Annotated in this window: 8 protein-coding genes; 7 read left to right on the forward strand and 1 reads right to left on the reverse strand. The window is 55.7% G+C overall.

Features of this window, described 5'->3' with window-relative positions; translation table 11 throughout:
* Positions 1-183 precede the first annotated feature (183 nt).
* Complete coding sequence (locus HU736_RS18655) at positions 184-1,125, forward strand: AraC-like ligand-binding domain-containing protein (protein WP_186701295.1); 942 nt, start codon at positions 184-186, stop codon at positions 1,123-1,125.
* A gap of 116 nt (positions 1,126-1,241) precedes the next feature.
* Here the strand turns inward: HU736_RS18655 and HU736_RS18660 are convergent, their stop codons facing one another.
* Complete coding sequence (locus tag HU736_RS18660) at positions 1,242-2,048, reverse strand: HNH endonuclease (RefSeq protein WP_186701294.1); 807 nt, start codon at positions 2,046-2,048, stop codon at positions 1,242-1,244.
* A gap of 885 nt (positions 2,049-2,933) precedes the next feature.
* Here HU736_RS18660 and HU736_RS18665 point away from each other — a divergent pair.
* The 6 genes from HU736_RS18665 (at position 2,934) to zorD (ending at position 15,246) form a co-directional block, all read left to right on the forward strand.
* A complete protein-coding gene (locus tag HU736_RS18665; protein WP_186701318.1) occupies positions 2,934-5,522 on the forward strand; it encodes a DUF8426 domain-containing protein in 2,589 nt (862 codons plus the stop codon).
* Positions 5,519-6,829, forward strand: coding sequence for an McrC family protein (locus tag HU736_RS18670; RefSeq protein WP_186701293.1), 1,311 nt, complete (start codon positions 5,519-5,521; stop codon positions 6,827-6,829). The genes HU736_RS18665 and HU736_RS18670 overlap by 4 nt, the downstream gene beginning before the upstream one ends.
* A gap of 597 nt (positions 6,830-7,426) precedes the next feature.
* On the forward strand, positions 7,427-9,619 hold the full coding sequence (gene zorA1 / locus HU736_RS18675; protein ID WP_186701292.1) for a type I Zorya anti-phage system protein ZorA1: 2,193 nt from the start codon (positions 7,427-7,429) through the stop codon (positions 9,617-9,619).
* 13 nt (positions 9,620-9,632) lie between these two features.
* Positions 9,633-10,376 (forward strand): type I Zorya anti-phage system protein ZorB1, encoded by a 744-nt coding sequence (gene zorB1 / locus HU736_RS18680; protein WP_012053768.1) that lies wholly within the window; start codon positions 9,633-9,635, stop codon positions 10,374-10,376.
* Positions 10,373-11,998 (forward strand): type I Zorya anti-phage system protein ZorC, encoded by a 1,626-nt coding sequence (gene zorC, locus HU736_RS18685; protein ID WP_186701291.1) that lies wholly within the window; start codon positions 10,373-10,375, stop codon positions 11,996-11,998. Before zorB1 ends, zorC begins: the two co-directional genes overlap by 4 nt.
* Positions 11,998-15,246, forward strand: a complete 3,249-nt coding sequence (zorD, locus tag HU736_RS18690; protein WP_186701290.1) for a type I Zorya anti-phage system protein ZorD — start codon at positions 11,998-12,000, stop codon at positions 15,244-15,246. The genes zorC and zorD overlap by 1 nt, the downstream gene beginning before the upstream one ends.
* The last annotated feature ends 8 nt before the right edge of the window (positions 15,247-15,254 follow it).

The raw sequence follows: 15,254 nt of genomic DNA on the forward strand, positions 1-15,254 counted from the left end.
GCAAAAAAGGACTTTTGCCCTAAAACGGGGAGGGAAGTTGACGCTGTTTACAGCCACACGTTTGCGCAATCACGCAGTAGACACTCTCGCGCCACCACAACCCGCTGGCGTGTTTATTGCCTGTACCACCCACGGTAACAGTGCCCCGTTTTCTCCCGTTGTTGCATCAAGGTGAGCGCCATCATGGCTGAGACCAACCACTACACCACCCTTGCCGTTTCACCCGCTCGCCGCTTTGATTACTGGCGAGAAGTGGTCTGCCATCATTGCCTGTCGGCAGACAGCAAACCCTCGTCGCAGAGCGATTTTGACGGTGCGCTGCAGGTCAACGGAATTGGCCCCCTGGACATCACCACGCTGTCGTCGCCGCTGCACCACTGGGTACGCTCCGAGCAGCATTTGCGCAGCGACCCCGCCGAAGATATCTGGCTCGGATTCACCCTCGACGGCTACGGCGAAATCGAACAACACACCCGCAAAGCCAGCCTCAGCGCAGGCAGTTTGTTTCTTTACGACGCAACCCAAACGTTCCGCTTCAGCCTCGGTGGTACCGAAAACCACCTGATCCGCATCCCCCGCCCACTGCTCGCCCAACGCCTGCCACGCATCGGCGACTTCACCGCCCTGGTGCTCGACGAAACCCGCCCCGGCGTAATCCCCCTGCGGCAGATGATCGGCCAGGCGGCCAGCTCAGTCGCGCTGCTGCAGGATGAAGGCATCTCCCGGCGCTACTCCAACACCATCATTGATTTGCTGGTGCTCAGCCTGGAGCTGCAGGACCTGAAGACCACCCATCAAGAGCTGGATTTGTATGGGCGGATCATGAACTACATACAACGGCATTTGACTGAGCCGGAGTTGTCGATCGAGACGATTGCGGTGGCGCATCATGTGTCCACGCGGACGGTGACACGGGCGTTTGCTCGGCATCAGAAGTCGCCGGTGGCGGAGATTTGGAAGGAACGGCTGAATGCTAGCCGGGCGGCGATTGAGTGCGGGCAGGTTAGGAGTGTTTCGCAGGCGGCGTTGGAGTTTGGGTTTTCGGATTTTTCGCATTTTAGTCATGCGTTTAGGAAGGCGTTTGGGGTGGCGCCGCATACGCTCTTGCCGAAGAGTGGGGGGTGACAGTTTTTGGGTAGGTGAGCACGGGGAGGGCAGGGCAAACCCGGTGTGGTATGCCCGTCGCTATGGCTGCGCCGATCTAGCGCTCGAGTTGTGAGCCAGCACCGGCTAGGCGCTGGCTATTCCGCGGTAACCCAGTGGCCTCGCAACAGGGCCTTGAGCTCATCGATGGTCAAGGTCATATCTTGCTTGAGATGAACCACCGCGTGACAGTTGGCGCATAGAGGAACTAGGTCAGTTTTCGGATTGACGGTTTTCTCTCCATCAAATTTCGAAAGCGGTACGACGTGGTGTACGTGTATGAATCCCTTCGCGTGCTCGCCGTAAGCCCGCTCAAAATCGAATCCGCATGCTTTGCACTCGACGCCATGAAGCTTGATCGCCATCGATCTCAGTTCTCTTCGCCGCTCGTACTTGGTGCCAAAGTAACTCGACTTGCTGCCCTCGTTGGCGGATTCGAACGTCTGAGAATCATTGTCGATGGCTGCTTCGGAGACCTCAGGAACGGGCGGTAGCGTGAGCTCGAGGTGGCTCAGGATGGAATCGTAGTCAGCTTGAGAAATGGGGCGGACGCCATCTCTCCAGTAGTTTTTAACGCGGGTGCCAGGGATGGTCTCCAGGTACTCGCCGTCGATTTTTGCGGGGATGGGATGCTCGAATGGGGTGAAACATTCGATTGCCGCATAGAGGTCACCCTTTTTACTCTTCTTATCAGGATGAACTTTGCCGATGCGTGCCGTGGCGAAATAGTGCGGCGCGTTGCTGAGGCGGGCAGATGCATAGGCTTTGTCCTTGAGGCGTCCTTTGTAGTAGATCACCTCGGTGCCCTGGGCTAGCCATTTCTCATAGCGCTTGGGGAAGTGGTAAACGGCACCTGTTTGGTCGGCCCACTGGGATGTGTCGTTTTCGACGATGACGACGGGCATTTCGCTTCCTCCGAGATGGTGGCTGAAGCCTACCAAAAAAGAGGAAATTTCCTACATGATTGTCAGATCGAGTATGGAGTCAGGTCTGTTGCCTGGCTAAGGGCGCGCCAACCGTGATCTTGCCAATGATCTGCTGATATAGAGCGCCTGCTCATACGTGCCGGGGGAAGGTGAACTGGATCAGTAACATGTTGATTAATTGAATGAATATCTGTTTGTGTTTTAAGGTGGAATACCAGTTGGAATACTGCGGCCATTACTCCTCGCCTGCCGATAACCGTCTGTCAGCCGACCTCTGACCCAGTCATCTAGCTAAACAACAGCGGGATAACAAGGTGAGGTTGGGCAGATGGTCCTCACGTTCCTGGCAGTGACGGGTCTTGAGGCGCGCGTGGTCCGTAAAGAGGTGATGTGGGTCTGAAATCTTTACAGTTGAATGGGCGAATCGCCGCTGGCGCTGGAAACTGCCTGGCCAGGGCACTTGAACCTGCTCCAATTGTTTACCTGTATGAACAGACAACGTGGACGCGGCCTGTCATTTTGCTTAGGGTATGGCCATTCGGCATTACCAGCAAGGCGGCTGCATAGCAGCGATTGCACCCCAGGATGCACAACCGTGGCGAATTGAGGTTCGTAGGATTACACCGGATGAGCCGAGGGGGTGAGCTTAGTTCAGTGAAATGAAGGACGACTGAGGTGGCGGTGAATTGCTTGCCCCCAGTTCACCGACATCTCACCAGTTGCGCCGTTGGCTGCTTATTTTTGATTATCAATATCCTTGATTCTGGTCCTAGAGTGTGGCTAGTCGTGTTCGACTAAAGTCGCAACCTGTTTTCGGAGTGCGAAATTTTGAAACCTAGCGTCAGCCAACTCTTTAAAGACTGGATGATTGAGACGGGCAAAGCCCCAACCACGGCCAATAATTATGCCAGTGGTGTTAACACTGTTTCGAACGATTATGGTCGAGACGTGTTTGAAATTGACAGCATCGATGACCTCGAACAGGTTTATCAGATCTACAGCCCAGGAGGGGCGCGCGCAGCAATCGGTGGCAGCAATAGCGGTAATGTTTATAACGGCCTCAAGCAGTGGCTGGAGTTTCGGCGTACTCAGCTTCAACTGAGTCCTGGTCTAGCGCCGATGGATCTTGAAGGCTATGCCGATCCTCGGGTACGACAGCTGCTGAACAAAGGCACTGCGCATGAGCAGGCATGGGTGCGGACGTTGTTGGGCATTATGCGCCAAAGCTACCCGCAGGCTGATCACTGGACGGTAAACGTCAACCCCTCGGACATTCGTATCGGCGTTCGACAACTGAACGCCCTGAAAGGCAAGCCCGTATTCAGCTTGTATTGGGACTGGGGCAAGATTCGCTGTTCGCTGCGAAAGGTTGCAGACCATCGAGAGTTGATGGAAACCGCCGGCCTGGCCTGGGAAATTGAGTCAGATGCGTGCCCAACCGCGGCGGAGATTAAGGAGTGGCTCGATTCCGTTGACGACGTACTCGGGGAGAGAGGATTGACGCTCAACGGATCAAGTTTCGTGCCCCTTGATTATCATCAGTCCGAGCAAGAGGAATTCACTATGGCGGCAGCCGCCTCAGTACCTGCACTTAACCAGATCCTGTTTGGGCCACCCGGTACCGGTAAAACCTACGCCACCATCGACAGCGCTTTGAAGGTGCTCGACCCTGCATACCTTGACGAGCAGTTGGACAATCGCGAGGCACTTAAGCAGCGCTTCGACGAGCTGGTGGGCCAAGATCGCATCCGTTTTGTCACCTTCCACCAGAGTTTCAGTTACGAAGACTTCGTTGAAGGGCTGCGAGCGACCACTGACGAAGCAACTCAGCAGCTGCGGTATGAGGTGGTGGACGGGGTGTTCAAATCACTCTGTGAGGCGGCGGCAGCCAAGGTTACTCAGCAGGCTGAGGCACCGACCGAAGTTGGCCAACGACGCATTTGGAAAATGTCGTTGGGCAACACTCTGGGCGAAGACGCCAGCATTTATCAGGAGTGCCTGGCGGGTGATTACGTGTTGCTGGGCTACGGTGATGCTATCGACTTTTCAGGGTGCACGAGCCGCCAGCAAGTCCAAGAGCGCTTTGCTGCAGCCGGTGTGAAACCTGAAAGCCCGGCGACGGACTATGGCATCACCAGCGTGACCGCCTTCGTCGCGCGGATGAAAGTGGGCGACCTGATTGTCGTGTCTGATGGCAATTTCAAGTTCCGGGCGATTGGTGAGGTGACAGGGGACTACCTGTTCAAGCCGCACGCGGAGTATGAGGCTGGCTATTCGCAAATGCGCCCGGTGAAATGGTTGCGCCAATACCAGCCGTCACTGCCTCACACTGAGTTGCTCAACGGGCAATTCAGCCAGATGACCCTTTACGAGCTGAAAGCACCAACCCTGAACCGAGACAAGCTTAAAGCGCTACTCGGTGCTCCCGAAGTGGGCCCTGGTGCTTTGCTACACGTGGGGCAGCGTTTTAGTCAAGGTTATGTGGTGCGCAGCGTTGGGCAGGAATTGGTGGAGTTGGACAAGCCCAAGGGCGGCGTACTACCGCTGCCATTGAGCTTGTTGCGGCAGCTGCTGGCTTATGTGCGAAGTGGCCAAATTACCGTTGAAGATATCCGGCGTGGGCGAGTGTTTGAGAAGGTCCCCGAAGCCGAAATGGAAAAGCACATGGTTAACGGCTACCAACATGTGTTTGCACCGATGGTTGAGCAGCTTTTGAAACCGCAAGCGAGCAGCGCGGTGACTGATGCTCGCGTGCTGATCATTGATGAAATTAACCGGGGCAATATTTCGCGCATTTTCGGTGAGTTGATCACGCTGATCGAACCCTCTAAGCGTGCCGGCGAAGAAGAGGCGCTGTCGGTAGTGTTGCCCTACTCCAAGCAGCGCTTCAGCGTGCCCAGCAACCTGCATTTGATCGGCACCATGAATACCACCGACCGTTCCTTGGCCGGTTTGGATATGGCGCTGCGCCGTCGCTTTGTTTTCCAGGAGATGCCACCACGTCCTGAGCTACTGGATGATGTGGTAGTGCAGGGGCTGAACATTGGCCAACTGTTGCGCGTGATGAACCAGCGCATAGAAGTACTGCTGGACCGCGATCATTGCCTGGGGCACGCCTATTTCATGCCGCTTAAGGACGATGGGTCGCTGGAGCGTTTGGAGGCAATCTTCCGCAGCCAGATTCTGCCGCTGTTACAGGAGTATTTCTTCGAGGACTGGCAGCGCATTCAGTGGGTTTTCAATGACCATCGTAAGCTATCAGTCGACCGATTCGTAGTGCCGGATGAGCAGGATTTGACAGCGCTTTTTGGTGACATCAGCGTGCCGGCGCAAGGCCCGACCTGGCGCATTAACCATGAAGCTTTTAAGCGCATATCTGCCTACTTCGGCGTCATCGCGGCAAATACCAAGGTCGTGATGCCTGCTGAGGTATTTGAGGAGGCGGGCGCGTGAGCGCAATCATCAGCGTTCGTGAGTATGCCCGCCTGACCACGGCTGCCGTCGCACCTGGCAGCTTGGATTGTGCGCAAATTTCGGAAAGTGCTTTCGAATGGTTATGCGAGCTGAGCGCCAGCTTCAACCGGAATGGCGCTTCGCTGCTGCATATTGAAGGGCGCCGTACGCTGAAGTGGGATTCCTATGTGGGCATGCTGGAAACACCCTGTGGCACGCGATTAGAGATACTGCCCAAGCACCACGAGCAAGAAGATTGCCTGGTGAAGAGCCGGCGGTTACTGCGCAAGCTAATACAGCATGCCTTACATCTGAAGCCGCGTGAGACGTCAGTGGCCAGCTTGGATTTGTTCGATGCGCCGCTCAGTGAGTGGGTGATAGGGCAGTTTCTTGCTGAGCTGGATTTATTGGTAAAGCGGGGTGTGCGCTTCGACTACCGGCGTATCGAAGAAGAGCAACGCTTTTTACGTGGTCAGTTGAACGTTGTGGCACAAATGCGCCAGCCACCGGGAAGACAGCATCACTTCCAAATTCGGCATGACATCTTTTTGCCGGACCGGGCCGAGAACCGCTTGCTGAAGCTGGCGCTGGAGCAGGTGGCTAAAAAGACCCAACAGCCCGCCAATTGGCGCCTGGCTAACGAACTGCGCACCATGCTCGCCGAGTTGCCGGTTAGCCGGCAGGTAAGCCAAGATTTCCGTGCCTGGAGCGGGGACAGGCTGATGGCGCACTACCAAGCGGTCAAGCCCTGGTGTGAGCTGATACTTAACCAGCAGATGCCTATTGCCGTAAGCGGTGAGTGGCGAGGGATGAGCCTGCTCTTTCCTATGGAAAAGCTGTTTGAAAGTTACGTCGAAGGCTGGCTGCGCCGGCGATTGTCGCCGGCAGTACGGCTTACAGCGCATGCTGCACGGCATAGCCTGTGCGTGCATGATGGCAGCGCTATGTTCCGTTTGGAGCCTGACCTTTTGCTGGAGCAGGGCGAGAGAGCTTGGGTGTTAGATACCAAGTGGAAGCGCTTGGATGGGGGCGATAGACGGAATAAGTATGGGTTGAGCCAAGCCGATTTTTATCAGCTGTTTAGCTACGGTCATCGGTATTTGGATGGGAGCGGGGAGTTGGCCTTGATTTATCCGCGGACTGCGCAGTTTTCGGCGCCTTTGCCAGCGTTTGAGTTCAGCTCGGAAATGCGGCTTTGGGTGTTGCCGTTTGATGTTGAGGGAGATGAGCTGTTGATTGGTGGGGAGATGGGATTTGGGAGGTGCTTAACGGGGCAAATTGAATCAGGTTGCAAATTCTCTGATTAATAACTTTGATACCGGGTTGCATTTGGAGACAGGTATAGCGTGTGACCTATTCCTAGCCTGCCAAAAACAATAGTGATGACTTTAAGCCGACCTCCGCCCCAATCGCTGCCAAGCTGGTCGAAGCGTCAGCCGGCTACGACTGATCTGTTCGAGCTCCTGCTCAGATAGTGGGCCTCGCCTTGGCGCCAACGCGGCGTATCCAACTCGCGGCACAGGCGGTCATCATCATGCGCTGCACTTGCCTGAGGTTTTTCACCACGATCAAATCCGCCTCGAGGGCTGCTCTTCAGGCTAAACGGGTAGATTTGGAAAATCGCTGCGTTTCAGGACGCCGAATCTAGGGGTTGAGCTTTCAGCTTTACGACAGTTACGGCTCAGGCTAAGGTGCTGGCATAAGGACATTATCCTCCAGCATTTGTCCACGGAAGGTTCCTGGGTGCGCGTAATGCGCCCGCTCACTCCGAGTTTGTGGTACCCCCGCAAAAGCGCGCTTGGCAGGGTGCTGTCATTGATCCCACTGGATTGGTCTTTGGCGCATCAGTGTGGGTAATGCGGCCTTACTGAACATCAAAAAATGCTTAATTGAAGGCGGATGGTATGGATTTTTCGACGCTGCGGCACCTATGGGATGGTGCAAGCTCCGAGCAGTTGATCGCACCCTTAATGGTTGCTGGGTTTGTCGCCATTTTGTGCACCTTTTATTTTTTCCACTATTTCTACAAATCTTTCGGTCTTAGCGCCCAGCTGAAGCGTTTGATCAAAAGCTTGGAGAACGCAAAAACAGTTCTCCCGTCAGATCGGCGATCAGAGCTGGAGCGACTGTTCAAAGGCACCAATCTGGAGCATTCGTGGCGCGAATATGCCGAAACGCTGCACGACCAATATGAGCTCAAGGAAGGCGAACAGGTAATTGGCCGATCGCGAGCCACCGCAGCAGCTGCACACTTCTTTTCACCGCAAAGTGTGGTTGATACCCCGCTGGGGACCGAATTCTATAAACATCTGCCTGGCATTTTGACCGGGATCGGTATTGTCGGAACCTTCTTCGGCTTGATGCTAGGCCTCCAGCACTTTGACCCGAGCACACCCGAACAGGTTAACGCCAGCGTCGATAAACTATTGAAAGACGTGTTGTTCGCATTCTTCGGCTCCTCCATTTCAATCATGGCCTCCATCGCTGTCACGCTCACTGAAAAGTTGCGTTTGGGGCACTGTTACAAGCTGCTTGAGGCACTCAACGAAACGATCGACGGGCTTTTTGACAGCGGTGTCGGTGAGGAATACCTGGCTGAGCTGGTGCGCTCTAGTGCTGAAAGCTCGGTGCAAACCCGCCAGCTGAAGGACAGCCTGGTGACTGATCTGCGGGAAATGTTACAGAACCTGGTTGATACCCAGGTCCGTGAAAGCCTCAAATTGGCAGATACCTTGTCGACGACGTACCGCGACTCTGGGCAGCTGTTGGCCGACCAGGTGAGCGGTGCAATCGAGAACAGCCTCAAATCGCCGCTTGAAGCCATCGCGGGTGCCGTGCAGGCCGCCAGTGGCGATCAGTCCGGGCAGGTACAGAATCTGCTTCAGGATGTTCTGGTTGCCTTCATGAACAAGCTGGAAGGTACGTTCGGCCAGCAGTTCAATGGCCTGCACGAGTTGATGGGCCAGTCGGTTGCCGCCATGCAGTCGATGCAGCAGGGCTTCTCGACGCTGATCCAGGATATGCGTTCGGCTAGCGAGTCCTCGAATCAAAGCAGTTCGACCATGATTGCCCAGCTACTGGCCGATATGCAGGCAGGACAAAACGCCATGCAAGCCGGGATGAACGAGATGCTCGCCAATCTTCAGGCTTCGGTTGCCCGTATCGGCAACGAAGGAGAGGGGGCTGGCGCGCGAATGGCCGAGCAACTGGAGAAGCTGTTCGCTCAAAGCGAGGCTCGCCAACAGGCAATGGCTGAGAATCTCCAGGCTTTTGTCGAGTCGATCAAGCAGAGCATCGGCCAAGGCCAACAGGAAACCATGGCCAAGATTGCAGGCTCGGTCGAGGTGCTGGGTGAGCAGCTTTCTGCAGTCTTCAAGCAACTGGAACAGGGCCAGCAGCAGATGGATCAATCCACCCGCGCTGCCCAGGCAGACCTGCACCAAGGTACCCGCGAACTGGTGGGCGGCCTCGACGAGCAGGTCAAGGCGTTGCTGCAGACGGTTTCCGAGCAACAGAAGTCTGCCCAGGACACCGTCAATGCATTGAGTGCCCAGACTGAGCAGCATCTGCAAAGTATGCAGCTGGGTGCGGATAAGATGCGGGCGGCGGCTGAGCGGTTTGAAACCGCCGGACAAAGCGTTGCGCGAGCCAGTGAGTCGACTGCAGGGCTGATGGGTACATTCCAGGGCGCAGGAGCTGAGCTTGCACAGGCATCCCGTGAGCTGAATACCGTAGTCGCGGACTACCGGAACAATCGTGAAGCGCTCGCGAAAACGCTCGCGGTCATCGAAGGGGTAGTTGCCAGTGCTCAAGGGGAAGCCAGCGGTCGCAGTCAGTATCTCCAGGACCTGAAGGTTCAAAGCGAGCGGATGCAGGCACTTAACCGTGAAGTGTATGAATACCTCGAAAACATCAGTGGTGTGCTGGGTAACGGCTTCAAGGAATTCGGTGAGGGTATGGACCGGGCGTTGAGGCAAACCTTGGGCAGCCTCGACACCGAGCTCGATAAAGCAGTCAAGAGCCTCGCTGGCGGTGTGGAAGGGGTCAAAGAAAGCCTCGAAGACTTCAGCGACATCATGGAACGCATCAGGCGGTAACGGAGGCTAGTCGATGTTTGGTAAGCAAATGCCTTCGGCTGCCCGTTCCAAGGACGAGGGAGAGAAGCCTTTCTGGATTTCCTTTGCTGATTTGATGACCGCGATGATGATTCTGTTTCTCGTGGTCATGGTGGCGGCTTTGAGCTCCGTGACGCAGCGGATCAACCAGGCGGAGCAGGGGGAGAAGCAGCGTAGCAAGGACATCAGTCAGATTTGCGAGCACCTGAGCCTCAAGGCGAAGACTGCCAGCAAGACCATCGTCGTGGACTGCAAGGACAACCGGATCAGCTTCGGCGATGCTGGCCGCTTTGGGCATAACCAGTACGCGCTGAGCAACGATGGCCAATCGGCACTTCAGGAGGTCGTGCCGATGATTCTGGACGCGGCCAACAGTGAAGAGGGGCGTAAATGGTTCAAGCAGGTTGTGATCGAAGGGTCGACCGACACTGACGGTTCCTACCTGTATAACTTGCACCTGTCATTGCAGCGTTCGGAGTGGGTGATGTGCAGCCTGCTCGATAGTCGCAGCCCGCTCCAGGTCGGATTGTCGCCGGAGCATCAACAGCAGATCAGATCGATGTTTCTGGCGGGTGGCGTGTCGTTCAACAATGCAAAGGACACCAAGGAAGAAAGCCGGCGAGTCGAGTTGCGCATGCAATTCTTTGGCTTGAAGGAGAAGGAGAGCAGTCTCAAGCCTGATGTGCCGGTGTTCACTAACACTGACGTGGAAAAATGTCAGTTGGCGATGAATCGATGACCAGCTCGATCGCGAGGCTTTCCGTCGCCATTAGCAAAAGCCTGTCAGCTCATCGCACAGTGCATGCCCCAGAGCCGTTGGAGCGCTTCCCTCGTCTGACTGCTGCGGGAGTCGACCTTTACGAGCGGTTCGAGCGCGCTGAAAAGGCCTTGCCGCCACCCGAAGAAAAGCGCCGTGCTGCGATAAGCAAATTTCGCAATGTGCTGCCACTTAACGCTTCAGAATGGCGCCTGGTGTTTGCCGGCCTTTCGGACAAGAGTGAACGCGTCGGACCGATATTGGACGATGACCAGCTTTACGCCCGGGTGCATAAAGAAGTTCATAAGCGTATCGAGAAGCGAGAACTGAGCCGCCGGGACTGGTTGGCGCTGTGCTTCAGCTACTTTGGCTACGATGCCGCTACGCCCGAGCAGAACGCCAATTGGTGCCTATTGCGCGAAGATGTTCAGCTCGGTTTCGAATGTGTCCGCGACCAGCAGAAGCGCGTGAAGGAATGGGTGCAGATCGTTCAGCAACATCAGGAGCTTTTTTCCGAGCAAGCAGGTGCCACGCTGGGTGACCAAATGTTCAAGGGCGAGATCAGCGACCTTTCGGCATTGCAGACGATTGCACAGATCCCCGACAAAAGTTGGCTGTGGAACAGGATTTTTAGCGTACTGGTTTCTCGTATTTTCTTGTTGGATGACGCTGAGTTCTCTCAGCGTTTGGCCGACCTGGTCGACATCGGCCGGCAGCACCAGGGGTACATGAATCAGATTCTGAGTGCATGCCTGTCGCGTTACCACTTGGCAGCTTATCGGGAGAAGCCATCGTCACTGCTCAAACAGCTCGCGCTCGACAATTGGGGTAGTCCGCAGATCCGCTCCAGACAAAACAGCTGGCTGCAGTATGTCGATAAAGATGTCTGTGCGATGGTTGTGGCGTGGTTTGCGAAGGAGGATCTGGAACACTTCTTCAACCTGCTGAAGGGCGATGATGACGTCGACCAGTCACGCCTTTTCTACTGGCTGCGGTTTGCCAACCAGATGAGCTACACCAGAATCATCATGGGCTCGGATGCATGGAGTAACGAAGGTCGAGACTTTGCTCATTTCCGTGAAAAGAACAAAGGGCGTCTTGGCCGCCTGATAGGCGCAGCTGGTCATAACAATGCTGTCGTCATGCAGATCGGGAACTACTTTTTCGTGGAGTTCTCGGGAATGGGCGCCTGCTATGTGTATCAGGCAGACAAAGCTCCGTTTGATCCAGAGAAGTCCCAGCTTGGACTCGCTACCGAAATTAAGCAGCGCCATCGTGTGGTGGAGTGGATGCGTCACTTCCCGGCGCCGAGCCGCTCAGATCGCGTTGAGGGATGGCTGATCAAGTTCGATGACACCCTAGAGGGACTGGGCATTCGTATTCAAAGCCATGAGGTAGAGCCTGTCACGTCAAGACTGCTGTCGTTTGACTATCAGCTTCGTAAGTCCATGAGGTCAGTAAAACACACGCTCCATGATCGACGTGCGCAGGGCGGTGCAATCCATATTCAACTAGAAGAAAACGATCAGGCTGCAACCATCGCCCTCCGGCGATTGGGCTTTAAGCCCGAGAACAATAAGCCACTACGGTTCTGGAGAGAGTGATGCTCAAGCGTTTCCTCAAAGGCATTGGCCTGCAGCCGAATTCGGCAGCAGAAAAGACTAAGCCGGCTTTTTCCATTGAGGAGCAGGGTATCTGTTATCCCCTGAGCTTGGCGGAGAATACCGAGTCCTGGTCGCTGGCCAGTTATCTTGATCAGCTGGAAGAAGAAGAATTCGTCTCCCAGCTGAGCGATCGCTGGCTGCTGACGTGGGATGAGCTCTACCGGCTGCTGGATGAGCCCGAGCACGTAACAAGCCTGCCGCTATTGGGGTTGCCGCCGCTGACAGTCCTTATCCCTCAATTGAGCAGCCAGGGCAGCCTTGCCTCAGACGATTTCAAAGTCTCCATCAGTGGCTGGCGTGATCCGCAGTCCAATGCCAATGTGCAGGTGCAGCGAACGGGGGCCATCGTTCAATATCAGGGAGCCACAGAACTGCTGCCTGAGGCGTCCTGGAAACTGACTGGTGCTGTACGACAGCTTTATCTGGCACAACAAAATGAGCCCGGTGAAGTAACCAACCAGATCGGCTGGGCCAGCATCAGAAAGCTAGCGCGCAAGGCTGGCGCTGGTATGGATGGCTTCCTGGACAAGACCGTCGTTATCAAACCCGAGAAGCTGCGGCTCAATCCACGGAAGTCGACGCTAGGCGACACACCGGTTATCGAGTTGCAACCGAGCTTTGATGGCCAGCCGGCCAACTGGCTTGAGAGTTTTGACGGTGCCAAGCAGGTTCAGGATCGATACCGGGTAACGGGTGACGATGGTTCGTTGACTCATGTTCTGATTGAGCCTGAAGTCAAATCGGTATTGGACTACGTGCGCTCGCTGCCCGGGCGTCGAGTTGCTGGTGACGATGCCCTTTCATTCGTCCGTAACCCTTACAGCACACTCGGCGAAAGTGCCGCGCACGTGCTGGATGCCGAGGACTATGAAGAGGAGCTCGCCGAGGCGGGTATTTTCTTTCATCGTTTCCATCTGGAACCCCAACTGTATGAAGCGGGCCAGCGTATCGAGCAGGTAACGCTGACGCTCGAAGCGATTTCTCCAACCCCGCAAGCGCCCATCGAAATTGAGTTCAAAGCCGCCCATGAATTCGCGCCGCTGGTGCATGAACTGCACCTGAAGTTGGCCGCCGGCATGCCTGCAGGCTTCTGGCAGGGCTATGAGCTGGAACTCAGCGATTTTGATTTTCGCCAGTTGGCAGGCATCAATGACCTGCTCAAGCGTTGGCAAAACGAAGCGGCCGGAATCGAGTTTGAATCGGTCTTGGACCTTTCTCTCTACGGCGACCGTGTGACAGGCATTGGTGAGGCGGAAAGAATTACTTCGCCTTTCTTGGTCAAAGAGGCGACCGAGAATTGGTTGCCGAAAGATGTGGCAGCGCTGGGCATCGACGCAGAAATCCTGGGTCGGTGGGATCCTTCCGATCGTGCTCAATTTGAAGCGTTTGGGCAGCGGCTGGATGAAGCACGCGCTGCCGGTGATGACTCGGTCTGTTTGCCAGAGTCCGAAACACCACTCTCGATTGCCGCAGCAGAACAACTGTTAGATGCCTGGTCGAAGAAGATTTTACCTGTCGAGACCGGCCAGGTTGAGCAACGGGAGAAAGTTGGCCGCGCCGTACTGCAAATCGGCCACAACATTGACGAGCCGACTTACGTACAGGTACGTCAAGCAGCGCTACGCGCCGCTTTGGATGCAACGCCAGAGTTGCCTGGTTTGCTCAAGCCTGAGGTCGTTCTGCGGGACCATCAGTTGCAAGGCGTGGCGTGGTTGCAGCATTTGTTCCGCTTGGCCCCCACGGACGTATCGGGTTGCTTGCTCGCTGATGACATGGGGCTTGGGAAAACGATCCAACTGCTCACCTTCCTGGTCTGGTACTTGGAGCAGTATCCAAAAGATCAGCCAACACTGATCGTCGCTCCGGTTTCGTTGCTCGATAACTGGGAGCGAGAGCTTCACCGATTCTTCTTTGCTGACGCACTGCCCGTATTGAAGCTGTATGGCTCAGCCTTGAGTGCGGTGAAGTTCAAGAAAGATGAAATCCCTGCGGACTTGAAAGCCAAAGGCATCAAGAACCTGCTGCGCCCAGGTTGGATGGGCGATGCCCGAATTGTCCTGACGACATACGAGACATTGCGCGATCAGGAGTTTTCCCTGGCGCGCCAGCAATGGTCCATCGTCGTGTGTGACGAAGCTCAGAAGTTGAAGAACCCGGCGGCACTGGTGACTCAGGCGATCAAAGCCATTCCCGCACGGTTCCGAGTGGCGTGTACCGGTACGCCGGTCGAGAACACCCTGATCGATCTCTGGTGCCTGTTCGACTTCATTCAGCCAGGATTCCTGGGCGGCTTGAACCAATTCGGTCGCGACTATCAGCGCCCCATCGAAGCCGCACTGGAGCGTGATACGGATGCGTTGGAACGCCTGCGTGGGCTTATCGAACCGCAGACTTTGCGGCGGACCAAGCAGGACATCGCCAAGGACCTGCCGGCCAAAATCGAAGACGCAGCATGCCGTTCACTCGGCATGCATGCCTTGCAGCGTAACCTGTATCTGTCCGAAATATCCGCATACAGCCAGAAGCAGCAGATCGAAGAACAACTCGATCAGAAGACCTCCGGTATGCTGGGGTTGCTGCACAAGCTCAAGCTGATTTGTGCCCATCCTTACAGCGTGCAGCCTGACACGCGCTTGCGCGACAACTCGCCGAAACTGCAGTGGTTGATGCAGACGCTCGAGTCGATCAAAAGGGTTGGCAACGGCGACAAGGTCATCGTCTTTACCGAGTTGCGAGATATCCAGCGGGAACTTCAGCACGCGATTCAGCAGCATTTCGGGTTTCGGGCGACGGTCATCAATGGCGATACCAGTACCAGCAGGCAGAGCGCCAATAGCCGGCAGAGGCTGATCGATCAATTCCAGGAGCTGCCAGGTTTCGCCGTCATCATCCTGTCCACCATCGCCGTCGGATTCGGGGTGAACGTGCAGGCCGCCAACCACGTCATTCACTTTACGCGCTGCTGGAATCCGGCCAAGGAAGATCAGGCGACGGATCGGGCCTATCGGATTGGGCAGCAAAAAGATGTGTATGTGTACTACCCGACGGTTCGGGATGCGACGATGCCGACGTTTGAGGCGACGCTGGATGAGCTGCTGAGTAAGCGGCGCGCGTTGGCGCGAGATATGTTGAGTGGGGCTTCAGAGCTTCAGGCTTCAGATTTTGAGGCTGTGCTAAACACGCAGTGATATGTCAA

It is taken from the genome of Pseudomonas shirazensis (assembly GCF_014268785.2).
GTDB classification, from domain to species: domain Bacteria; phylum Pseudomonadota; class Gammaproteobacteria; order Pseudomonadales; family Pseudomonadaceae; genus Aquipseudomonas; species Aquipseudomonas shirazensis.

Coding starts and splice junctions, on each gene's coding strand:
- HU736_RS18655 (WP_186701295.1), top strand. CDS start 184: ATGGCTGAGACCAACCACTACACCACCCTTGCCGTTTCACCCGCTCGC.
- HU736_RS18660 (WP_186701294.1), bottom strand. CDS start 2,048: ATGCCCGTCGTCATCGTCGAAAACGACACATCCCAGTGGGCCGACCAA.
- HU736_RS18665 (WP_186701318.1), top strand. CDS start 2,934: ATGATTGAGACGGGCAAAGCCCCAACCACGGCCAATAATTATGCCAGT.
- zorA1 (WP_186701292.1), top strand. CDS start 7,427: ATGGATTTTTCGACGCTGCGGCACCTATGGGATGGTGCAAGCTCCGAG.
- zorB1 (WP_012053768.1), top strand. CDS start 9,633: ATGTTTGGTAAGCAAATGCCTTCGGCTGCCCGTTCCAAGGACGAGGGA.
- zorC (WP_186701291.1), top strand. CDS start 10,373: ATGACCAGCTCGATCGCGAGGCTTTCCGTCGCCATTAGCAAAAGCCTG.
- zorD (WP_186701290.1), top strand. CDS start 11,998: ATGCTCAAGCGTTTCCTCAAAGGCATTGGCCTGCAGCCGAATTCGGCA.